Origin of the sequence: Candidatus Laterigemmans baculatus (assembly GCF_010367455.1) — a bacterium.
In the GTDB taxonomy this organism is placed as follows: Bacteria; Planctomycetota; Planctomycetia; order Pirellulales; family Pirellulaceae; genus Laterigemmans; species Laterigemmans baculatus.
Map to the genome: position 1 here is coordinate 1 of NZ_WRPR01000031.1, position 22,810 is coordinate 22,810.

The window sequence follows — 22,810 nt, forward strand, 5'->3', positions numbered from 1 at the left end:
GGGGGAGAGGGGGCAGAAAACTGCACAACCTCTAGAGAGGCGTTTTGGAGGGCTCGCCCGCCTGTTCGACGACGTAGGTGGGGACGGCGTAACCGGGGAGCCGCGTCCGCAGTTCCGCGACCAGCTGACGGCCTCGAGCGACGGGGACTTCGTAATGGGCAGCCCCGGCGACGCGGTCGAGCTGGTGGAGGTAGTACGGTTGCACGCGATGGTCGACCAGGGTGCGGCAGAGCTGCTCGAGAGCTGCGAGCTGGTCGTTCACGCCGCGGAGGAGGACGGCTTGGTTCAGGACCGGGATCCCGCGGTCGACGAGCCGCCCAAGCGCCGCCAGGGTCGCCGCATCGAGCTCAGTGGGATGGTTCGCGTGCACGACCATCCAGGTGGAAAGCCGCGTTCCCCGCAGCAGGTCGAGGAGTCGCTCGGTGATTCGCTGGGGAATCACGATCGGCAGTCGCGAGTGGATGCGAAGGCGACGGACGTGGGGCACCTCGGCGACGCGACGGATCAGATTCTCCAGTGCCGGATCGGTCAGGACGAGCGGATCACCGCCGCTGAGGATGACTTCGTCGAGCGTCGGGTCGTCGGAGAGCATCGCCAGCGGCTGGTCCCAGGCGGCGTCTCCATGCGGCACGGTGTCGTAGGGAAAATGGCGACGGAAGCAATAGCGGCAGTGGACGCCGCACGCGCCGCTGGCCACCAGCAATGCCCGGCCGTGGTATTTTCGCAGCAGCCCCACCGACAGCGAAGCGGCTGGGGAGCCTTGGAGTTCGCCGACCGGATCGGTGCTGAAGCCGGCTGCGGTGTCCCCTTCCTCGGGCAGCGGGAGGACTTGCCGCAGCAGTGGATCGCGGCAGTCGCCCGGGCGCATCCGGGAGAGGAATTCGAGCGGCACGAAAACCGGGAACGGGTTTCCAGGGGCTGCCTCTGCGACTCGCCGGTTAAATTCCGCCGGGAGCTCCAATCGCTGGCAGAGCACCTCGGCCGAGCGGATCGCCCGTTTCATGGCGGTCTGCCAGGAAACCGCCTCCGGTGCTCGCGGCCCCTCAGTGGTGCGGACAGAATTGGCTTGCGCCGCTAGACTTTCGCTGACAGGATCCAACTTTCAAACTCGGCAGCACGTTTCACGCTCCGCTAGGCCCTGCTCTCCGCTAGGCCCTGCTCTAGGACGGGCCGTGGAGATCGCTGCCGGGAAGCAACCCAAGGTTCGGAGTAGTTTTACCAGTGGCAACTTACAGCACGAGCGATTTTCGCAAAGGCCTGAAGGTCCAGATCGACGGCGAGCCCTACGTGATGACGGAGATGAACTTCGTCAAACCGGGCAAGGGAAACGCGATGTACAAGTGCAAGATGCGGAACTTGATTCGCGGCACGATGCTGGACCGAACGTACAAAGGGGGAGATTCCCTCGAGTCGGCCGACGTCGAGCAGACCGACGTGACGTTCCTGTACCGCCAGGGCGAAGATTACGTGTTCATGGACAGCAAGACGTACGAGCAGTACGAGCTGACGGGCGAACAGGGGGGCGACCTCTGGAAGTATTTGAAGGACGGCATGGGCTGCACGATCACCCTCTACAACGGCAACCCGATCCTGCTCGATCCGCCGAACCAAGTCGAGCTGGAAGTGGTCGACTGCGCCCCGGGAGCCAAGGGAGATACGGCGACGAACGTCACCAAGCCGGCCAAGGTCGAAACCGGAGCCGAGTTCACCGTCCCCGGATTCATCAAGATCGGCAACGTCATCAAGGTCGACACCCGGACCGGGGAATACGTCGAACGGGTCAGCAACTGAGCGTCTGAAGACGAGTACTGACTCCTCGCCCTACGCCGATTTGCTTCGTTTGCGGACGATGATGTGCACATCGTCGTCGACCCGTTCGATCGATTGCGTCTCCCAGCCGTGGGCTTGGCTCATGGCCGAGAGGCCTATGCCGGCGACGGGCGTGATCGCTTTTTGGCCACCGACGATTTTGGGCGAGACGAAGACTTGGGCTTCGTCGATCTGTCCGGCGTCGCGGAGGGCTCCGAGCAGCGCGCTGCCGCCTTCGACCAGGACGTTGGTCATGCCTGCGGCGCCGCAGTGGCTGAGCATCGTTTCGACCATTTTGACTCGACCGTTCGCTTCGCAGCGAACCACGTCGACGCCCGCCTCTTGGAGCTTGGCCATCCGCGCGGCATCGGCGTCGGGACCGACGAACAGCCGGACCGGGCACTGGCGAGCGGTCCGCACGAGCTGGGTGTCGGGGGCCAGCGTGCCATGGCGATCGACGACGATCCGGGTGGCGACGCGGTGTCCGGGGGGGCGCGTGGTCAGCTGCGGGTCGTCGGCCAGCACGGTGCCGGCACCGACGATGACCGCGTCGACGCGGCCTCGCAGTTCATGCACGCGGCGGCGGCTCTCGGGAGAGGAGATCCAGCGGCTGTCGCCGGTGGAGGTGGCGATTTTGCCGTCGAGCGTCATCGCCCATTTGGCGATCACCCACGGGCGGCCGGTGCGGACCCGCTTCAGGTACGGGGCGCATAGATTCGCCACTTCGGCTTCTCCCACGCCGAGCTCGATCGGGATTCCGGCAGCGGCGATGTGCTCGAGCCCGCCGCCGTCGACCGCGGGAAACGGATCGCGGAGGGCGACGACGACCCGCGCCGGTCGGGAGGCGATGACCGCGCCGCTGCAGGGTGGGGTCTTGCCGTAGTGGCAGCACGGCTCGAGCGTCACGTACCACGTCGCGCCGCTCAGGTCAGCACGCTCGCCAGCGGCGGCGAGCGCTTCACGCTCGGCGTGCGGCCCGCCGAACCGCCTGTGCCAGCCTTCACCCAAGACTTGCCCGTCGCGGACGATCAGGCAGCCGACCATCGGATTCGGCTCGACGAGTCCTTGCCCCCGCATCGCCAACTCGGCGGCCCGGTGCATCCAAGCCTCATCGCTCCCTGCTTCCGGCGGTTTCCTCGGGGAGTCGCCGGAGCCGGTGGGCTCGCCGGGGTGAATCGGGTCGATGGGGTTGTCGGGGTCGGAGGGCATCGAGGTCAATCCGTCACGGGCGGTCAATCCATGCCGGGCAACCACAACTTGCTGCCCGAGGAGGGCTCGGCGGCCAGCGGTGATTCCGGTGCTGCGGCTGGCTGCGCGCCGCGGAGTGCTCCGCCGGCGGAGCCCCGCGGCGGCCCTTGGCGGGGCGGGCCCTGGCGGGGCGTTCCGTCAGGGTTGAGCAGGCCGAGCTCGACCAACATCTGCTGCAGATACATCATCACGTTCGTATCGTTTTGATGTTTCGCGTAGATCGTTTGGATCGTGTTCTCGAACCCCCGAGCGTCCCCCAGTTCCAGGTGGCGCTGGAGCTCGATGAGCAGGAACGGAGCGTCGCTGACGTTGGCGGATTCGGCCCAGGCCTTTGCCTTAGCCGACATTTCCAGAGCCGCTTCGGGCGTGGGGGCGGCTTGCACGAGTACCTGGTAGGCGCGGGAGAGCATCGCCTTGCTCTCTTCATCGGTCGCTTCCATCGTGATTAACCGCTCGGCCGCCCGGCGGCTGGCCAGCGTGCTGCTGACCTGCGAGGCCCGCTGGAGCAAGTAGAACAAAGCCTCCTGGTCGAGCTGGCTGGGATCGATGCTCGCCAGGTCAAATGCATTCAGCTGCTCGAGTTCGTCGTCGTTCTGGGGAACGATCGTCGGCAGTTCGGTCGCCTTGAGCCGGGTCGCGACTTCGGCGAGCAGGTCGGCCGCTTCGAGCTGCAGGCCGTCGTAGCCTTGAAGGATGCGAACGATCGCGGTCCGCACGGTTTGGGCCGAAGGGTCGTCGGCGAGCGAGGCGATCGGCTCTCCACCGCTGGCCGGAACGCGGGCGGCGAGGATCGCTGAGACGAAGTGCTTGCGGAAGACTTGGTCGCGCAGCTTGAGCATCGCGTCGCGATTTTTTTGCAGCAGCGAGATGGGAAGCCGCGGGTTCGCCATCACGACCAGCGGCAGCGACTGCGAGCGCCGCTCGACCGGTTCGCCGCTGACCAGATCGCCGAGCTGGGCAATCATTTGAGCGTGATCGTCCTGGATCGCATCGCGGACTTCGAGCCGCGCCGACCGGTCGGTCTGGCGACCGAAGATGAGCACCGTGGCCAGCACGCGGGGCAACGACTCGGCGTCCACCGCTTCCTCGTCCCCCTCGGGCAGCTCGCGGTCGAGGATCTGGAACCCGGCGCGGGGAGGAACCTCCTCCTGTTCGTCGACGAGGCCGCGGAGCATCTCGGCGGGGATCGCCTGCGCGGTCCGCTGGCTGGTCAACGTCATCACCGCCGTGTCGGCTTCGGCGATCTCATAGACCAGCTCATCGGCGGCGACCGACAGCTGCGGCTGGCCCGGCTCGACCAGAATGCTCACGGCCCGCATCCGCGCCGAGAGTTCTGGTTCGTCGACCAGAGCGTCGCTCAACTTTCGCAGCAGCCGCGTCTGGCCCTCGACGTCGGCCCGCCAGAGGGCGCAGCTGAGCAAGCCCGAGAGGATCGCCGGCTGCTCGGGGAACTGGCGGTCGAGCGCTTCGAACTTGGCTTCGGCCGCCAGAATCTGATTGCTCCGCAGCAACGAGTTCGCCTCGTCGTACCGCTCGCCCCAGCTGACGTCCTCGGGACGATCGATCGGCAGCGGCAGACTTTTGGTCAGCAGGTTCAGCCCCCGCGATTGATTCAGCTCGCCGAGGACCGATTGGGCCATCGAGGAGTGTTCCGGCTCCTGCGTGGTAAGGGCCAGCGTGGCGTAGAGCCGCGAGGAGAGCACCTGGCCCTCTTGAGCCAAGGCCATCGAGAGGACCGAACCGATCTCGAGCAGAAACGCGTCGACGCTCCGCCCGCTCTCGGCGAGCGCTTCGAGCAGACTGTGAGCCGCTTCGGAGTATCGGCCTTTGAAGACTTGCGAGGCCGCTTTTTGGGCCAGCGCCAAGGGATTCGAGGGCTGCAGGCGGATGAACCGGTCAGCATTCTCCTCGAGCGCGTCGAGTTCGTTGAGGTTGATCAGCAAGCGGCCCTTGATCGCCAGCGGCCAGGCGGCGCTGGGATGCTCGGCGAGAACTTGATTGAGCCGGTCGAGGGCGGCGACCATCTGCCCGCCACCGACCATTTTGAGCACCTTGTCGAGCTCGCCGATCGAGTCGTAGCACTTGCAGAACTTGATCTTCTTGCCGCTCCCGCAAGGACAGAGAGCATATTGGTCGACGGCCATGCGGACGGCCTCCGTGAGGGTTGTAGGAAAAATGACGGCATCCGAACCAACAGACGGAGCTTCCGCAGATTCGGGGGAAGCAAAAGGCTGGGCTGACCGGAGCAACCTCCGCCAATTTAACGGCCATCGCCGCACCGCGGGAGGCGGGTGAGTGAAGAGTGAAGAGTGAAGAGTGAAGGGTGAAGGGTGAAGAGTGAAGAGTGAAGAGTGAAGAGTGAAGAGTGAAGAGTGAAGAGTGAAGAGTGAAGAGTGAAGAGTGAAGGGTGAAGGGTGAAGGGTGAAGGGTGAAGGGTGAAGAGGATTCTTTCTCTCGTACTCGTACTCAGCGAAGCGGTACTCGTACTCGTACTCGTACTCGCGACCACGCTCGCACCCGCCGATCACGTCACGCCTCGTCTCGCCGAGCAACCAAATCGGGTGTGCACGATGGAAGCACGAGTACCGCTCCGCTGAGTACGAGTACCGCTGCGCTGAGTACGAGTACCGCTCCGCTGAGTACGAGTACGGGTGAAGGATTCACCTGAACCCTCCCTCCTCCTGTCTGCCGCGTCCGGTTGGGCTTAAAATCGAAGGCCTCGTTCGCACCCGCTCCGCCTGAGGATTGCTGTTCTGCCATGCCGTTGCAAATCATTCCCTATCCTCATCCCACTTTGCGGCATAAGAGCAAACCGATTCGCCGCGTCGATGCGGAGCTGAAGCGGATTGCCGCCGAGATGCTGGAATTAATGTACGAAGCTCGCGGGGTCGGGCTGGCTGCCAATCAAGTCGATCTGCCGTTGCGGCTGTTCGTCGCCAATCCCTCGGGGGTCCGCGGCGAAGGGGAAGAGCTGATCCTGATCAATCCCGTGCTGCAGCGTCCCAAGGGGAGCGAGTCGGCCGAAGAGGGCTGCCTCAGCTTGCCCGGACTGTACGGCAACGTGATCCGCTCCAAAGAAGTTCGGCTGAGCGCCTACGACATCTCGGGCAATCCGATCGAGCGCCGCGTCGAAGGTTTCCTAGCTCGGGTGCTGCAGCATGAAAACGACCACCTCGACGGCGTGCTGTTCTTCGACCGGATCAGCGAGCAGGCCCGGGAGGATCTGTATGAGCCGCTCGAGGAACTGGAGATCGAATTCCGGACGCGGCAGGAGGAGGGAACGGTTCCCCCGGATGCGGAGCTGATCGCGCGGCTCGCCGAGTGGGAACAGCGTTATGCCTGAGTTGCGGTTGGTGCTGATGGGGACCGGGCCCTTTGCGGTCCCTTCGTTCGAAGCCCTCGCCGCGGCGGGCTATGCGATCGCGACCGTGGTCACCCGCCCCGAGCGGCCGGGGCCGGGGAATCGTCCGCCGGAAAAATCGCCGGTGCGGCAATGGGCCGAAGCCCGCCAGCTGCCGGTCATCGCTCCCGACTCGATCAATACAACCGAGGCGATCGAGACGGTCCGCGGCGTTCAGCCCGATCTGCTGGTCGTGTGCGATTATGGACAAATCCTCAAACCCGCCGCCTTGGCCGCCGCCAGGCTGGGAGGCATCAACCTGCACGGGTCGTTGCTGCCTGCCTACCGCGGGGCCGCCCCGGTCCAGTGGGCGGTGCTGTGCGGCGATCAGGAGACCGGCGTCTCGGTGATCCACATGACGCCGCAGCTCGACGCCGGCCCGGTGATCACTTCGCGGCGCACGCCCATCGCGGCCAAGGAAACCGCGGGCGAACTGGAAGCTCGACTGGCGGAGCTCGGGGTCGAAGCGACGCTCGAAGCGGTCGCGGCGCTCGCGAATCTTGCCCAGGCCGTCCCGACGCAGGCAGCCCCGGGGGAGGCAGCCCCGGGGGAGGCAGCCCCGGCGCAGGCCGCCCTGGGGGAGGGTTTGCGGGGGCAGCCGCAGGACGCGCAAGCGGCTAGCCGAGCCCCGCGGCTGAGCAAAGCCGACGGTCGGATCGTCTGGACCCGGCCAGCCGCGGAGCTCGAGTGGCACGTGCGAGGGATGCAGCCGTGGCCCGGAGCGTTCACCGAAGTGCCCGCTGGCGAGGGGCGGCGGGCTCAAAGTACGCGGTTGATGATCACCGAGGTCGAAGCGACCGACCGCGCGGTTCCCGAGCAAGTCGCGGCCGGGACCGTCGAGATCGAGGGCGATGTCCTGCTCGTCGCCGCTGGCGATTTCTACTTGCGGCTGGAACGCTTGAAGCCGGCGGGCAAGCGGGAGATGGCCAGCGAGGAATGGTTGCGGGGCCGTCCGCTGCGTGCGGGAACCGTGTTGCACTGAAGGCGCGGGACTCAGTACTCAGTATCCCGTGCCGCGTCTTCTTCCCGCTTGCTCCGCTTGGAAACGATGTTTGATTTGCCCTCGGTCCTGCTTTGGGCTTTTGCGACCTCCGTTTCGGCTGTCATGATGGCGTCGCTGATGCAGCGACGGCGGGAGCAATTGACCGGCCAGTTGCGAGGTTACGTGGAGCGGCATTTGGGGCCCCCCCAAGCTTCCGGCGATGCACAAGCTTCCGACGACGCATCATCCTCCGACGGCACGCGATCCTCCGACGGCACGCGATCCTCCGACGGCACGGCTGGGACCGGCCCTCAAGACACCACCGATCCGATCGACTCCTCTCCATGAACAAGCGTCTTTACATCGAAACGGTCGGCTGCCAGATGAACGTCTTGGACAGCGAGATGGTCGTCGCCGACCTCCGCCGCCACGGCTACGAGCTGGTCGAAAATCCGAGCCAAGCCGATACGGTGCTGCTGAATACCTGCAGCGTCCGGGAGCATGCCGAGGAAAAAATCTACAGCCAGCTCGGTCGGTTGCGGATCGACAAGCACAAGCATCCGGAGAAGACGATCGGGGTGATGGGCTGCATGGCTCAGAAAGACCAAAAGATCATCTTCGAGCGGGCTCCGTACGTCGATTTGGTCGTCGGTCCCGGCCAGCTGCAGCAGATCCCCGAACTGCTCGAGAAAATTCGCAGCGGTGGCGGTCGTCAGATGGCCGTGAGCTTGGATCGCAAGGCAGGGGCTCAGGAGGTGATTCGGCGGAGTCACGAAACTTTTGATCCGCTCCGCGACCCGACGATGCGACCCACTCCGTTCCAGGCGTATCTGCGGATTCAGATCGGCTGTGACAAGTTCTGTACCTACTGCGTCGTCCCCAATACGCGGGGACCCGAGCAAGGTCGTCCCCCGGAGCAGATCCTCTCGGAGGCCCGCGTTCTGGCCGAGCAAGGCTGCAAGGAAATCATCCTGCTCGGGCAAACCGTCAACAGCTATCGCTACGCGGCCGATGGCCAGACCACGCGGCTCGCCGGGCTGCTGCGGCAGCTGCACGAGATCGACGGCATCGAGCGGCTGAAGTTCGTCACGAATTATCCCAAGGACATGTCCGAGGATCTGTTGACGACGGTCCGCGACCTGCCCAAGTGCTCGCCCTACTTGCACGTCCCCGCCCAGAGCGGCAGCGATGACGTGCTCAAGCGGATGAAACGTGGCTACACCGTCGCCGACTACATGGAAATGATGGAGCGGATCGAGCGGATTCTGCCCGAAGCGGCCGTCAGCAGCGACTTCATCGTGGGGTTCTGCGGCGAGACCGACGAGGATTTCCAGAAAACGGTCGACCTCGTCCGCCGCTGCCGATTCAAGAACAGCTTCATCTTCAAGTATTCAGTGCGGCCCGGGACCAAGGCCTCCGAGCGGCTCGAGGATGACGTTCCCGAGGAGGTTAAGTCGGCTCGCAACAACGAGTTGCTGGCAATCCAAAACGCGATCTGCGAGGAGGATAACGCCGCCTTCATCGGTCGCACCGTCGAAGTGCTCGTCGAAGGACCGAGCAAAAAGTCGGTCAAACGCGGGGACGACGGCCCGCTCGTCCAGATGACTGGCCGAACTCCCTGCGACCGCATCGTGGTTTTTGACGGCAATCGTCGCCAAGCCGGGCACCTGCTGCCGGTGGTGATCCACGACGCCAGCGCCCACACGCTAGCCGGAGTCGTCCGCACCCAGCACACGGGCCCCGAAGTGTTTGGGATCGGAGTCCCCGCGGGAGCGTAAAGCCGGCGGGGGGCCTGTCGATATCCTCCCGATGGGGCTCTCCGTAAATCAGCCGCCACGCGCTAGCGTCCGGTTCTCCCAGCGTTTTCGGGAACCGGGGGCTAGCGCCCGGCGGCTGATGAATAATCCGGGCTAGCGATCGGCGGCTGATGAATAATTAGGGCTAGCGCCCGGCGGCGGATGCATTATCCGGCCAGCCGACGACTCTTCTTCTCCTCTCCCGCCCTGCTTCGCGGCACCCTGTTTGCCTTCTATGGGCAATGCTTGCATTAGCGGCCGGTTGTGCTTTGTGGTGCTTGCGCAAAAAGCTTCAGGTGTTGCATCTTGCAACACTTACAACCGCTACAGCGAGCCTTCCATTAAGGGTTTCCCTGAGAAATTTCGTAGCAGCCTTACAGTACGGCAAATAGACTCAGGAAGGACGCAGGATGCCTTTTCTCGTAATCAAACCTTGTCGACAGCAGCAGTCGGAGATCAAACGCATGGCAGAGCGACGCGGAAACGCTTGCCTCCACGGCCGGATCGCCCCCCAGCGATCCCATGCTCATTCGGGGGCTCCTTCCCCTTTCCACGCCCCGAAGTCGCCCCTTCGAGGTGGACGCGCGCACAGCGGACGTGCCGCGATCGCCAGCTGGCTTGCCGGCTCCCGGGTGGCTGAGGGTTGGGGAGCGAAGTTGCTGGGGATCGCGCTGCTCGCGGCGACCGTCACCGGCGGGTCCCTCGCGGGAACTCCCGCGGCGTGGGCTGCCGAGGGAGGCAAGAGCGAGCAGACTGCCGAAACGAAGCAGGTCCGCTCCGACAGCCGCTTGGCGACGTTCGAAACCGAGCGCGGCGAGCACTACTTCGCCCTCGCCGTCCGGCCTGCCGAATCAAGCTCGCTGCACCAGCAACTGAGTAGCGGTCCGCGGAGCGTGTTGATCGTCGTCGACACCTCGGCCAGCCAAGCCGGACCGGTTCGCGGCGACGCCAATGCGGCTCTCGACGGGTTGCTCGACGGGCTCGATTCTGCGGTTTCCGTTGCGATCGCCGCGGTCGACGTGCGGGCGACGATGCTCAGCGGTGAGTTCGCCGCCAGCGACAGTTCGGCCATCACGCAGGCCCGCGGCAAGCTTGATCAGCGGTTGCCGCTGGGCAACACCGATTTGGCGGCAGCCCTCGAGCTGGCAGTCGACCAGTTGAGCGAGCGGAGCGGCCACCGCAGCGTGGTCTACGTCGGCGACGGCGTCTCGCTCGGCAAGCTGCGCGATCCGGAGTTCTTCGCCGGCCTCGTCGACCGTTTGCGGACTGAACAGATCAGCATCCATTCGTTGGCGGTCGGTCCGACCACCGACGTCAGCACGCTGGCGACCCTGGCCAACCAGACCGGCGGCGTCACGCTGGTCAGTGGCGTGGATCAGCGGGTCTCGCCGCAGCAGTCGGGCATGATGCTTTCGGCCGCCGCTGCGGTCAGCCCGGTGTGGGCCAGCGAAGTGGAACTGCCAGAGGGTTACACCGCGGTCCAAGAAGGCCGCCTGCCGCCGCTGCGACTCGACCGCGACTCGGTGCTGCTCGGCCGGATTGCCGCCGACGCCGAGGGGCTCGAGAAAACCGCCACGGTCGCCGTCAACGGCGTTGCGGGGGAGACCCCGGTCGCGCTTCGTTGGCAAGTCAAGGCCGAGCCGAGCCATCCCGATTTCACCTTCCTGCCTTCGATGGTGGCTGCGGCCGAGCCGAATGCGGGCTTGATGCTGCCGACCGCCGGATCGGCGGCGCTGCGGGTCGCCGCTCAGGCGATGGCCCAGCAGGCTCAGGAATTGGTCCGCGCCGGCCGCTTGGCACTGGCGCAAGGGAACTTCCGCGGTGCTCGGGCGCTGGCCGAATCGGCGCTGAAGATTGACCCTTACAACCCCGAAGCCAAGACGCTGCTCTCGATGGCTTCGCAGGAAAAGACGCTGACGGTCGCTCAGGACGAGGATCCGTTTGGCGCCGCTCCCGGGGATAATCCGTTCGCCGACGAACCGGGGCTTAGCGATGAACCGGCTCCGGCTCCTGCGCCGCCGGCCGCGCCCGCCGCTCCGGCAGTTCCCGAAGCGGCGGAGATTCCGGGCGTGCCGGCGGTCCCGGCGCCGGCGGTCCCCCCTGCTCCGCTCGGTGCGGAGTTCGAGACCGACGTGTTCGAATTCGGCGAAGCGCCGAGCGGATTGCTCGACCAAGTCGAAGCCGAACGGTCGGCGCTGGTCGGTCGGCTGCGGGCCGAAGTGCGAGCCCGGCTCGCCGAGGCCTCGCGGCAGCTGGCAACCGACCCGGTCAATGTCGCGGGCGAGTTGAAGGTGTTGCTCGGCGTCGTCGAAAGCGAACCCAACCTGCCGCCGGAGATCCGCGCCCAGCTGATCAGCCAGATCCAAGCGGCGATTCGCCAGGCGAGCCGTCGGGAAGCGGCTTATTTCGAAGATCAAGCGACCCAGCAGCAGCAGCTGGCCGGGGCCGCGGCGACCGAACGCTTGCTCGAGCTCTCTGCCCGCGACGAAGCCCGTCTGGCCGCGGCCGTGCAGCAGTTCAATGCCTTGCTGACGATCGGCGAGTACGACCAGGCGGTCACCGAGATCGTGCCGGCGATCGAAGCGATCGATGGTTACCGGACGGTCGGCGAACAGGTCGACACCTACGGCGCGTTCGGTTTGGCGGTGACGCGGGCGAATCGCTATCGCACGCTCCGGCACCGCGCGTTCGTCGATGCTCTGGCGCTGAACGAAAAAGCGCTCATCGCCTTCGTCGACGAGCCCCCGATCGTCTACCCCGACGCCGAAGTCTGGCAGCGGCTCAGCGAACGCCGCCTGGAACGCTACGGGTCGATCGAGCTGACCGGCGATAACGAGGCGGAGCGAGGCATTTACCGGGCGCTCGAGCAGGAATACAGCCAGAGCTTCAACCAAATTCCGCTTGAGGATGCTGTTCGGATCATCGCCACCGAGAACGAGATCCCGATCATCATCAACACGCGCGCCCTGGAAGACCTGGGGCTCATTCGGGATTTGCCGGTGACGGTCGATCTGAGCAACGTCAGCCTGCGGTCCTTCCTGCGGATCATGCTTCGCGAGAGCGACTTGACCTACATGATCAAGGACGAGGTCCTGCAGATCACGACGATCGAAGACGCTGAAGACCCCAGCAACGCGATCACCAAAGTCTATCCCGTCGGCGACTTGGTCGTCCCGGTCATCCAGCTTGGTGGCATGGGCGGCATGGGTGGCATGATGGGCGGCGGGATGATGGGCGGCATGGGAGGCATGGGCGGCGGCATGGGTGGTATGGGAGGCATGGGCGGCATGGGAGGCATGGGCGGCATGGGAGGCATGGGGATGGGCGGCATGATGGCCGTTCCGGACGATGCCTCGCTCGAAGCCAAAGCCACCGCGGCCCCCGTTGCGGCCCCCACTGCGGCCCCCGCTGCGTCGCAAAAAAACCAGCCCGCCAAGGCAGCGGCCACTCCGGCGACCCCCGGCGCGGTGTCGGCAGCCGAGGCGAACCGCGGCGACGTTCCGCTGCGGGTCACTCCGGCCGAAGGGGAGTCGATCGATGCGGCCTGGGCAGCCCACTTTGCTTCGCTCGAATTGCCCACGGCCGAAGCACAGGCGTTGCACGACGCTCGGCTGCGGACGACCGTGCGGCAGCTAAATCTGAAGGCCGCTCAGGCGGTCGAACAGAATGACGAAGCGGCCGCCCGCCGCTACTACGACGAGGTCCGGGCGTTGATCGCCGCGGCCCTTCGCAGCGGAGCGGTCCAGCCGTGGATGCAGCAGGGGTATGCGATTGCACTGTCGGCGATCGGCGCCGATCCGGAAGAGGTCGAGCGGGCACTGCTGTCGGCGGCGGACGTTGCCGAGACTCCCGATGAACTGTTGCTGGTCGCCAGCCACCTCGAGCGGCATGGCCGGTATGCGGCGGCCTTGGAGCTCTGTCGCGATTTCGCTCGGCTCGAGCCCTATCGGTCCGAATCCTACCTGGTCGGCTTGCGGTTGGCCCGCGAGCTCGACGACGTCGACGGTTTGGCGTGGGCCTGCCAAGGGATCCTTAGCCAAGCCTGGCCGAAGGGTCAGGAGAAGCTGGAAGCGGAGGTTCGCTTGCTAGCCCGAGCGACCTACCTGCAGTTGGTCGAGGAAGGCAAAGCGGAGAAGGCCGCGGAATTCGCCCAGTCGATCAATCAGTCGACCGCTCGTGACTGCATCATTGAAGTCGTCTGGACGGGAGATGCCGACATCGATCTGGCGGTGGAGGAACCGGCAGGCACGGTCTGCTCGATTCAGAATCCCCGCTCTCCGGGCGGCGGCGTGTTGCTCGGCGACGGGTATTCGAGTGGTGCCGATTCGGCGACTGGCCAAATCCGAGAGACCTACATTTGCCCGCAAGGCTTCAGCGGCCGGTACCGGTTGCTGGTCCGCCGCGTGTGGGGCAACGTCTCGACCGGTCAGGTCACGGTGAACATCCTGACCGACGCCGGGCGTCCTTCAGAGCGGCTGATTCAGAAGCAGATTCCGCTGACCGAAAAAGACGCCTTGATCACCTTCGAGGTCAAAGAGGGACGTCGACAAGAAGAGTTGGTCGATGCCCAGCTGGAACAGCTCCGCGACGTCCAGGATAAGCTCAACGGAGCCGTGCTGGCTCAGATCGGAGCCCCGGCGCCGCTGGCCAATGCACCTGGCAACCGGGCCTCTAGCGACCCGGATTACTCGGACCTGATGCGGGAGTTCTACCGCAGCACGCGGCTGGCCGAATTCGCTCGCAACGGCGGCTTTGGTCGCGGTGCGGTTGGATACCAGCCGGTGATCGAGACGATTCCCGAAGGGACGATGATGATGGCGATCGGCGTGATCTCGGGTGACCGCCGTTATGTGCGAATCACCCCCTCCCCGATGTTCAGCGCCATCGGCGACGTCAGCACCTTCAACTTCGTCACTGGCGAAGAAGGGACCGGAACCGGCGGCGGCGGCGGTGTGGGCGGCGGCATCGGCGGTGGCGGTGTCGGCGGCGGCGGATTCTAAGCCGCAGAAGCGCACAACCGAAAGCAGCGCAAGCCGCCAGCGAGCAAAAGTTCGCTGGCGGCTTTTTGTTTTTCAATGTTCTAGGTGTCGCCTCATCAGCCGCAACGCGCTAGCGTCCGGTTGCTGCGGAGTTTGTGAGAACCGGGGGCTAGCGCCCGGCGGCTGATGAATCATCCGGGCTAGCGCCTGGCGGCTGATGAAATTGGGTGCGCCGGTCAGTTGAACAGGAAGTGGCAGATGTCGCCGTCTTTGACGACGTACTGTTTGCCTTCGACCCGCAGTTTCCCGGCAGCTCGGATCTCTTTTTCGCTTTTAAAAGTTTCCAGATCCGCGAGCTCGTAGACTTCGGCGCGGATGAAGCCTTTTTCAAAGTCGGTATGGATCACGCCAGCGGCCTGCGGAGCGGTGGCCCCGATCGGGATCGTCCACGCTCGGACTTCCTTCTCTCCGGCCGTGAAGTAGCTCTGCAGACCGAGCGTCCGGTAGGCTTCTCGGGCGAGCGCCGCGAGAGCCGGTTCGCTGAGCCCGACCGATTCGAGCATCTCGTCGCGGTCTTCGGGATCGAGCTCGGCGATCTCCGCTTCGAGCCGAGCGCAGACCGGGACAAAACCCGCCCCGACTTCCGCCGCATGGCTACGAACCCGCTGGGCCATTTCGCTCTGCCCTTCGAGATCGTCCTCGTCGACGTTGGCGACGTACAGAATCGGCTTGGCGGTCATCAGTCCAAAGCTGGCGATCGACTTCGCTTCGTCCTCCTTGAGCGACAGCGTTCGCAGCGGCTTCTCCTCCGAGAGGTGGGCGATGCATTTCTCGATCGCCACCACGCGGAGCTTGGCTTCCTTGTCGCCGCTCCGGGCGGTTCGCTGGGCTTTAGCCAGGGCCCCTTCCAGGGCTTCCATGTCGGCGAACATCAGCTCGTTCTCGATCGTCTCGATGTCGGCCAGCGGATCAACGTTGCCGCTGACGTGCGTCACGTCGGGATCACTGAAGCAGCGGACGACCTGCAGGATCGCGTCGACCTGGCGAATGTGGCTGAGGAACTTGTTGCCCAGCCCTTCCCCTTCGCTGGCACCTTTGACGATGCCCGCGATGTCGACCAGCTTGAGGGCTGCGGGGATGATTTTCTGCGTCTTGATCAGCGCCGTGATCCGCTCGAGCCGTTCGTCCGGGACGCTCACGACCCCTTCGTTCGGTTCGATGGTGCAGAACGGGTAATTGGCGCTCTGGGCTGCCCGGCTGCACGTCAACGCATTGAAGAGGGTGCTCTTGCCAACGTTGGGCAGCCCCACGATGCCGGCTTCCATGTGGACCGCTTCGCTTGGTTGGGGAGAGAGGGAAGTGTGATTTTTGAAACGAAATCGTAACGCCCGAGAGGGAATTCCCAAACGGGGGCAGGATCGGCGCCCTCCCCCCGGGAGGGTGCCTCGAAGAGCCGGGGGCTAGCCCGGATTATTCATGTGTTTGGATAAATGTGTTGCAAGTTCATGTGGTGTTTGAAGTTGCCACAGACCCTCGCGAGACGGTGCGTTAAATCAGCCGCCACGCGCTAGCGTCCGGTTCTCACGGCGTTTTCGGAAACCGGGGGCTAGCGCCCGGCGGCTGATGGAAGAAACGGTTACAGATCGGGCAGTGTCTCAATGCGCTGGCGTTCGGCGGCCGAGAGTGGTTCTTCATTGGCGAATTGTTGCTCGAGGACTTCGAGCCCGGCGTCCGAGGCATCGTCGCCCGCGGCCTGCCGCTCGGCAACGCGTTGGCGGAGGGTCGCGGCGTCGGCGGGAAAGTCGAGGATGGCAAACCGCACCCCTTCCTGCTTGGCTAATTCGGCGAACCGCTGCCGCTGGTCGGCCATCAGGAAAGTTGCGTCGACGACGACCGAGTAGCCGCCGCGGAGCACGCCGCGGGCGAGCCGATGGAGCTGGTCGTAAATCGTCTGGCGACCTGCCTCGCCGTACATCTCGGCGGCCTGTTGCCGATCCGGCCGCTCCGTGGGTGCCAGCCCCAATCCGCGTTTCCGCTCGACATCCGAGCGGAGCCGGATCGCTCCGCAGCGTTCGACCACCCACTCGCTGCCGGTTGTCTTCCCGCTGCCGCTCAGCCCGTGGGTGATCCACAAACAGCGGGGTTCGGGGCGGGTGAAGCGTTCGGCCAGAGCGATGTGGGCGCGGCAGTCGTCGATCATCGTGGCTCGCTCTTGCTCGGTCAGCCCCGGCTGGTCGGCCCGCATCGCGGCGACTTTGGCGCGGACCAGCGCCCGGTAGACCAGATACCACCGCCAGAGCTGCAGCGCTTCTCGATCGCCCGAGAGCTCGAGATAGTCGTTCGTAAACCGATGGCTTAGATCGAAGCGTTCGCAAGCCGCGAAGTCCATGGCGAGGAAGGCTGCGTCGCTGAGCACGTCGATCCAGCGAAAGCTCTCGTTGAACTCGATCCCGTCGAAGGGGAGCAAGCGATCGTGCCACTGAATCACGTTTTCCAGATGCAAATCGCCGTGGCACTCGCGAATCCGTCCCTCGGCGATCCGCTGCCAAAACTGAGCGGCCTCGGCTTCCAAAAAATCCCGCGTCCACTGCTCGAGCGCCGACAGCCGGGGTTCGAAGTCCGCCAGAGGTGCATTCCGCAGCACCTTGAAATTGGCCAACGCGTTGCCACCGGCTCGCGGTGGGGAACCCCAAGGCGCGTCGGGGGATGGCAGCCCCGCATTGGCCTTCGCCGCGGCCGCGTGGAAGTCCGCCACCGTTTGAGCCAGTTGGCGGATCTCGCCGCCGGCAAGCCGACCTTGGCGGAGCCGTTCTTTGAGCAGCGCGTCGTCCGGAAAGCGGTGCATTTGGACGGCGTACTCGACCACCTCGCCCTGCTCCTGACCCTGCTCCTTCGCCGGCTCCTGACGCTGGCCTTCGCCACTGCCGACGCGGTGGCTCCCGGCGACGGAGAGGCCGCTGCCGACGCAGAGGCCACTGCCGACGCGGTGGATAGGGACGACCGACAAATAAAGGTCGGGAGCGTAGCGGCGGTTGAGCCGCAGCTCCAACTCGCAGGCCGCTTGCCGCGCCGCGAGCGTGCCGTAGTCGAGAAAGTCGGTGACGCACGCCTTTTTGATTTTGTAGGCGTAGGGACCGGCCAGAACGATCAGCGAGATGTGCGTCTCGCGAAACGTGACCGGTCCCTCGACCGGATGCGGATACGCCGCGGGATCGCTCAGGCTGTGCTTCAACTCGCCGGGGTTCAGCTCATTGCGGGCAGAGCTCGGCATGGCAGCGTTGTCGGTTCTCGAGCGGTTCCAAGTTGCAGCAGAACGTCACGAAGTCGTGTGTCAAATCAGCCGCCATGCGCTAGCGTCCGGTTCTCACCGCGTTTCCGAGAACCGGGGGCTAGCGTCCGGCGGCTGATGAATCATACAGGCCATCGCCCGGCGGCTGAGATCATGGTCAGCTCGAGGTGGTGAGCGTCCGCTCGATATCGTCGAGCACTTTCTGCTCGTCGGCCGAGATTTTGCCGATCCCTAGCACCCCACCGGAGGCTTTGGCCACCGCTCGCGACTGGTTCAGAATCGAGGTGCGGAGCGACTGCTGCGAGGCGGCATCGAGCGACCCGTGGACCGTCTGGACGTAGTGCTGCCAGGTTTGCCAGAGGGCCGCCGTGGGGCGCGTCTGCAGCCACTCGGAGAGGAGCTGCGAGGCGAGGCTGTCGGCAGTGATGCCGCTTTCGCGAGCCGTCTTGAGGATCGATTCTCGTTCCTCGGCCGTCACGTTGCCATCGGCCCAGGCGACGAATACGGGGGGAACGAGGGCGATCGCAAGCAGCGAAGTTGCTTGGACCCCGCGGTCGAGCAAGGTGTCGAGCAGCCCGCGGTCCTGGATGCCCGTGGCTTGGGCCAGGGCTTCCCGCGACTCGTCCCGCTCGAGCGACTGACGCATCTTCTCCAGCAACGCTTTGTCGGCGCGGTAGAAAAACTCGTCTTCCAACGCACGTTCCCGCTCCCGAAAGGCGTCCTTCTCAGCCATTCCACACAGCTCCCACAGGCGATTGATGGTCGTTCGGGTCCAGCCGGCGCCGACCGCCGATGCGCGAATTGAGGACCCTTGCTGCGCTGTATCGTATCGTTTGCACCGCCGACGTGGGGCCCCCCGTCCGTACGCCAGACTTTCCAGAGTCGCCTTTCGCTCCGCGAAAGTAGCGTTTCTGCGCAACTTTCGCGGAGCGAAAGGCGACTATCGCGGAGCGAAAGGCGACTCGGCCGACGCACGCCGTTGGCTCGCGATTTGCTTCCCTTGCGGAGCGTCGTATTTCTTAGCTCGCCAGAGTTGGCCCTTGCAGGCGCGTGGTCCTTGCAGGCGGAGTACCAGCGAGAATCGTTCCTGCGAGAGAAAAGCACCCATGAGGGAAGTTACCCAGCCGCTCACGGTCGGTGTCGAGGAAGAGTATCAAATCGTCGATGCCGAGACGGGCTGTCTGCGACCGGATTGCGACTCGATCATGGCTTCGATCGAGTCCGACGAGGCCCACCGAGGCGGGGGAGCCGCGGAGACCGGGGCGGCGGTCCAGCACGAACTGCACCTGACTCAGATCGAGATGGCTTCGGCTGTCTGCACCACCCTCGAGGAGGTCCGTGCGCAGGTCGCCGAAGTCCGCGGCCGGCTGATCGCCGCAGCCCGACAGTGTGGGGCGGAATTGGTCGCGGCGGGGACGAACCCGAAGCGTCCCCCGGACGAGGACGATGTGACGCCTAGCGAACGCTACCGCAGCATGACGCGGCGGTACCAGATGCTCGCCCGCGATCTGCGGATCTTTGGCTGCCACGTGCACGTCTCGATGCCGGATCCCGAGATGGGGGTTCAGGTGATGAATCACGCCCGGCCCTGGCTGCCGGCGCTGCAAGCGTTGACGGCCAACTCGCCCTTCTGGGAGGAGGAGGACACGGGTTACGCCAGTTATCGCCGCGAGTTGTGGGTCCAGTGGCCGATGGCCGGGCCGCCGCTTCCTTTCAAAGACGCGGATGAATTGCGGCGGTGCGTTCGGTCCTTGGTCAAAGCGGAAGCGATCGAGGACGCCACCCGGATCTACTGGGATGTGAGGCTCCCCGAAAAGCTGCCCACCATTGAATTTCGCGTGATGGACGTGATGACGCGGATCGAAGAGACGGTCGCCTGCGTGGGGCTGATCCGCGCGCTGGTCGCCCGCTGCATGGCGGACGTGCGGGCCGGCGTGGCGCCGCCGGATGTCCGCCCCGAGTTGCTGACGGTCGCGATGTGGCAAGCGGCCCGCTATGGGATGGGCGAGCGGCTGATCGATCCGGTCGGGTGCCGGCAGGTCTCCGCAGTCGAACATATCGAAGAATTGCTCGCCTATGTCCGCGATCCGCTCGAGGCGGCGGGCGATTGGAGCGAAGTGCGGAAGACGGTTCAGCGAATGATCGATTTCGGCGGCGGCGCGGCACGCCAGCGAACCTTCCACCGCGAAGGGCCGCTCGAGCACGTCGTCCAGCGGTTGGTGGAACATACCGCGGCAGGAGCTATCATACCCTCGCCCGCGTCCTCCTGATTCCACCGCTCCCTCGAGACGAGCCTCGGAGCCCCGGGATTTCCGCTGCAGCACCCGCGGCTAGCGCCGTCGGCTCAGGGTTTTCTGCCAGAGCCTAGCTGGACAGCGCCACTTTGGATTGATTCGCAGCAGGACGGCTCGCGGAAAAATCGTTTAACGGCAAGCCGAAGACGCCTGTGTTTAAAAAGCAGTCGCCTTCGGCTTGCCGTTAAACGACTATGGTGCCAACTGCTGGGCACTGCTGACGTTATGGCAATTCCGCGTGAGAAAGTGGCGCCGTCCAGTTAGCGCCCGGCGGCTGATTCTGTGACAACCAGAAAAATGAACGGTATTGCACGTGAAGGCGAGCCCGCCGCACCGCTGCTCGAAGTCTCCGATGTCACGGTGCAGCGGGGAGAGGTCACGATCCTCGATTCGCTCAGCGTGAGCATCCCCGAGGGCCGTCACACCGCCGTCCTCGGGCCCAATGGCTCTGGCAAAACCTCGCTGCTGAACGTCCTTCTCCGCCATTTCTATCCCTCGGTAGGAGCCGCCGGTCATCAAGGCACGGTCCGGATCTTGGGGCAAAGCGTTTGGGAAGTGGCGGCGCTACGGCGGCAGATGGGCGTCGTGTCTTCCGCCGTCGACGCTGCCTTCTCCAGTGGCCGCACCGGGCGAATGACCGGAGGCGAAGCGGTCGCCAGCGGTTACACGGCGACCGAGCTGCCGGAGTTCGGAGTGCCGATGACCGGGGAGACGGTGGAGAACGCTCGACGCGCCCTCGACCGGGTCGACGCCGCGCACCTTCTGCACCGCCACGTGGCGACTCTTTCAACCGGCGAACGTCGCCGCGTGCTGATTGCCCGGGCCCTTGTGCATCGCCCGCGAATCCTGATTTTGGACGAGCCGACGACCGGTCTCGATCTCGTCGCCCGCCATCACTTCCTCGCCATGCTTCGGCGGATCGCTCAAGGCGGCGAGGTGACGCTCGTCATCGTGACGCACCATACCGAAGAGATCCTTCCCGAGGTCGAGCACGTGGTGTTGCTCGAGCGGGGGCGAGTCGCATTCGCTGGGCCCAAAGAAAAAGCGCTGACCGACGAACGTCTGTCAGCGCTTTACAAGATGCCTCTGCGGCTAGAGCATCGCGAGGACGGCACAAGCGTCGCCATCCTCGATCCCGTGCGAGATTAGTGATGCGCCGCCGCGACATTGACTTCGCTGGTCGCCAGCGTCGTCAATTTCTTGTCGGTCGCACCCTCTTCGTCGAGCGTGGTCTGAAGGATTTCAGCCACGCGGGTGAGACCGAGTCGCTGGGCCAAGCTACGAGCGGTCCCGTAGCCGGCGATCTCATAGTGCTCGACGCGCTGGGCCGCGGCAATCAAACCAGCGTCACGGACGTCCGAGTCCCCGTGCGCGGAAATGATTTCCGACCCCTCCGCAATCAAGCCCTTGGCAGCTGGGCACGTCTCGCGTTCCGGCTGGCGATCGCACATCCGGAACACGCTTTCGAGCCGCTCGATCTGCTGCTTCGTTTCACCCAAGTGGGTTTCGAAAGCGGCTCTCAAATGGGCCGAAGAAGCTGCCTCTGCCATTTTGGGAAGCGCGTCGGCAATGCGATGCTCCGCGTCATACAGATCCTTGATCTGATCCCAAAACAGCTCCTCCAGCGTATTGTAGGTTTTGCTGAACAGTGCCATGACGATAACTCCTCTTGGGAAGTGTGCGATTGTTCGAGTTCACACCTCTCAAGAATTGCAACCCTCGTTCCAGCCACTCGCCCCGCGGAGGAGATTCGCAGCGGAACGGCCGCGGAGGGGCAGAAAGGGCTGTAGGAATCGCCCGTAGCGACTGCAGCCGGAAGCTCGGCGGAGAAATTGAGCGGAGCGGGAGTGGTGGATCGCCGCGCAATGGGGCTGTTCGCGAATCGCTCGCCCCTAATTCGCTTCGGTGGCGGGGCGGGCGGCCGGTTTGGCCTGGTCTTCCATCTCGCGGATGTAAGCTCGCAGGCGTTCGAGCTCGTCGGCCGTTCCCTTCAGCTTGAGCATGTTGCGAACTCGCTGCAGCAACTCGATCTTGTTGACCGGTTTGCTGAGGAAGTCGTCGGTTCCCGCCTGCACGGCTCGCTCGATATCGCCCAGCTCGGCCAGCGCCGTGACCATCAGGATCATCACCCGCGCCGTTTCTGGGTTGTCCTTGATCTTCCGGCAAACTTCGAAGCCGCTCAGCTTCGGCATCATCACGTCGAGGAGGATCAGATCGGGGGCGAACGAAGCCACTTTGTCGAGCGTGTCCTGGCCGTCGACTGCCGTCTCGACCTCGCAGTCCACGGCGGCCAGATAGGCTTCTAACAATTCGCGGTTGGCGGCGTTGTCGTCGGCGATCAGAATCCGGTGGGTGTCGGGCATGGGAGGCGTCGAACGGGCGAGGGAAAGAAGCGAAGACCTGCTGCCAAGTTTACGAGAACGGCTCGATCCTGTCGCGGGCATTCTGGGGGCTGTCGCGGGCATTCTGGGCGCTGTCGCGGGCATTCTGAAGGCAGGAGATCTACCTCACCCAGCGGAAGCCGGCGAGCGCGAGTAGAGTGAGGTGCAGCAGCAAACCGACGATCGCCCAGCGAGGTCGCGGCGCAGCGCAGCCGAACAGGCTCAGCACGCTTCCCAGCCCCGCGATCAGCACGCCGCCAAACGGGAATCCCCAGGCCGTTGTCAGAGCAAACGGGAGCATCAACCACCCGGCGAGGATTCCTCCGCGAGCCATCTCGGCCGCCACGCTGGCCCCCGCGTCGATAGGGACCCCCGCGTCGCCGGCCCCCCCCACATCGATCGACGCTGCCGCTTCGAGCTCCGTTCGGCTCGCCTCGGCCCTAGGGACGGGCGGGGGTGGATCGACGGCGAAGGGGGACCCGGTGCGAACCTCCGGGGGCTCAGCCGGATTGGCCGCGGCGTCGGTAGAAGGTAGCCGTGGGGGGTCGGAATCGGCAGGAGGACGGGGCGGCGGGCTCACAACCGAGGAAACTCCCTCAAAGCGGAAAAAAGGGGCCGACCGAGTCCGACGG

General features: G+C 64.9%; 17 protein-coding genes. 8 read left to right on the plus strand and 9 right to left on the minus strand.

The window, feature by feature from the left end:
• Positions 1-31: 31 nt before the first annotated feature.
• Positions 32-1,099 (minus strand): EF-P beta-lysylation protein EpmB, encoded by a 1,068-nt coding sequence (epmB, locus tag GNK13_RS06585; RefSeq protein WP_261345398.1) that lies wholly within the window; start codon positions 1,097-1,099, stop codon positions 32-34.
• A gap of 122 nt (positions 1,100-1,221) precedes the next feature.
• Here epmB and efp point away from each other — a divergent pair, with 122 nt between their 5' ends.
• Positions 1,222-1,791 carry an elongation factor P gene (gene efp, locus GNK13_RS06590; protein ID WP_164101716.1) on the plus strand — a complete coding sequence of 190 codons (570 nt, stop codon included), beginning with the start codon at positions 1,222-1,224 and terminating at the stop codon, positions 1,789-1,791.
• 30 nt (positions 1,792-1,821) lie between these two features.
• On the opposite strand, the gene ribD is transcribed toward efp, so the two are convergent.
• A complete protein-coding gene (ribD, locus tag GNK13_RS06595; protein WP_203328959.1) occupies positions 1,822-3,018 on the minus strand; it encodes a bifunctional diaminohydroxyphosphoribosylaminopyrimidine deaminase/5-amino-6-(5-phosphoribosylamino)uracil reductase RibD in 1,197 nt (398 codons plus the stop codon).
• A gap of 23 nt (positions 3,019-3,041) precedes the next feature.
• On the minus strand, positions 3,042-5,201 hold the full coding sequence (locus GNK13_RS06600; RefSeq protein ID WP_164101717.1) for a tetratricopeptide repeat protein: 2,160 nt from the start codon (positions 5,199-5,201) through the stop codon (positions 3,042-3,044).
• A gap of 614 nt (positions 5,202-5,815) precedes the next feature.
• Between GNK13_RS06600 and def the strand changes: the two genes are divergently transcribed.
• The 5 genes from def to GNK13_RS06625 all read left to right on the plus strand — a co-directional run bounded on the left by def (position 5,816) and on the right by GNK13_RS06625 (position 14,235).
• On the plus strand, positions 5,816-6,400 hold the full coding sequence (gene def / locus GNK13_RS06605) for a peptide deformylase (RefSeq protein ID WP_164101718.1): 585 nt from the start codon (positions 5,816-5,818) through the stop codon (positions 6,398-6,400).
• Positions 6,393-7,439 carry a methionyl-tRNA formyltransferase gene (locus GNK13_RS06610; RefSeq protein WP_164101719.1) on the plus strand — a complete coding sequence of 349 codons (1,047 nt, stop codon included), beginning with the start codon at positions 6,393-6,395 and terminating at the stop codon, positions 7,437-7,439. Before def ends, GNK13_RS06610 begins: the two co-directional genes overlap by 8 nt.
• 66 nt (positions 7,440-7,505) lie before the next feature.
• Positions 7,506-7,787 carry a hypothetical protein gene (locus GNK13_RS06615; RefSeq protein WP_164101720.1) on the plus strand — a complete coding sequence of 94 codons (282 nt, stop codon included), beginning with the start codon at positions 7,506-7,508 and terminating at the stop codon, positions 7,785-7,787.
• Positions 7,784-9,217, plus strand: coding sequence for a tRNA (N6-isopentenyl adenosine(37)-C2)-methylthiotransferase MiaB (miaB, locus tag GNK13_RS06620; RefSeq protein WP_164101721.1), 1,434 nt, complete (start codon positions 7,784-7,786; stop codon positions 9,215-9,217). The genes GNK13_RS06615 and miaB overlap by 4 nt, the downstream gene beginning before the upstream one ends.
• 650 nt (positions 9,218-9,867) lie before the next feature.
• Positions 9,868-14,235 (plus strand): hypothetical protein, encoded by a 4,368-nt coding sequence (locus tag GNK13_RS06625; protein ID WP_164101722.1) that lies wholly within the window; start codon positions 9,868-9,870, stop codon positions 14,233-14,235.
• A 215-nt stretch (positions 14,236-14,450) separates the two neighbouring features.
• Here the strand turns inward: GNK13_RS06625 and ychF are convergent, their stop codons facing one another.
• The 3 genes from ychF to GNK13_RS06640 form a co-directional block, all read right to left on the minus strand.
• The gene (gene ychF, locus GNK13_RS06630; protein WP_164101723.1) at positions 14,451-15,539 is read right to left on the minus strand and encodes a redox-regulated ATPase YchF; all 1,089 of its coding nucleotides are present in this window, start codon (positions 15,537-15,539) and stop codon (positions 14,451-14,453) included.
• A 311-nt stretch (positions 15,540-15,850) separates the two neighbouring features.
• Complete coding sequence (locus GNK13_RS06635) at positions 15,851-17,485, minus strand: bifunctional aminoglycoside phosphotransferase/ATP-binding protein (protein WP_164101724.1); 1,635 nt, start codon at positions 17,483-17,485, stop codon at positions 15,851-15,853.
• 175 nt (positions 17,486-17,660) lie between these two features.
• On the minus strand, positions 17,661-18,236 hold the full coding sequence (locus GNK13_RS06640; protein WP_164101725.1) for a hypothetical protein: 576 nt from the start codon (positions 18,234-18,236) through the stop codon (positions 17,661-17,663).
• Between the two features lie 373 nt (positions 18,237-18,609).
• On the opposite strand from GNK13_RS06640, the gene GNK13_RS06645 reads away from it, so the two are divergent.
• Entirely contained in the window at positions 18,610-19,773 is a 1,164-nt protein-coding gene (locus tag GNK13_RS06645; RefSeq protein ID WP_164101726.1) for a carboxylate-amine ligase, read from the plus strand.
• Between the two features lie 321 nt (positions 19,774-20,094).
• On the plus strand, positions 20,095-20,946 hold the full coding sequence (locus GNK13_RS06650) for an ABC transporter ATP-binding protein (protein ID WP_164101727.1): 852 nt from the start codon (positions 20,095-20,097) through the stop codon (positions 20,944-20,946).
• Here GNK13_RS06650 and GNK13_RS06655 read toward each other — a convergent pair.
• The 3 genes from GNK13_RS06655 to GNK13_RS06665 form a co-directional block, all read right to left on the minus strand.
• Positions 20,943-21,452, minus strand: coding sequence for a YciE/YciF ferroxidase family protein (locus GNK13_RS06655; protein WP_164101728.1), 510 nt, complete (start codon positions 21,450-21,452; stop codon positions 20,943-20,945). The two genes, GNK13_RS06650 and GNK13_RS06655, sit on opposite strands and share 4 nt — an antisense overlap.
• A gap of 237 nt (positions 21,453-21,689) precedes the next feature.
• A complete protein-coding gene (locus GNK13_RS06660; RefSeq protein ID WP_164101729.1) occupies positions 21,690-22,160 on the minus strand; it encodes a response regulator in 471 nt (156 codons plus the stop codon).
• A gap of 139 nt (positions 22,161-22,299) precedes the next feature.
• Positions 22,300-22,758, minus strand: a complete 459-nt coding sequence (locus GNK13_RS06665) for a hypothetical protein (protein WP_164101730.1) — start codon at positions 22,756-22,758, stop codon at positions 22,300-22,302.
• Positions 22,759-22,810: the final 52 nt, after the last annotated feature.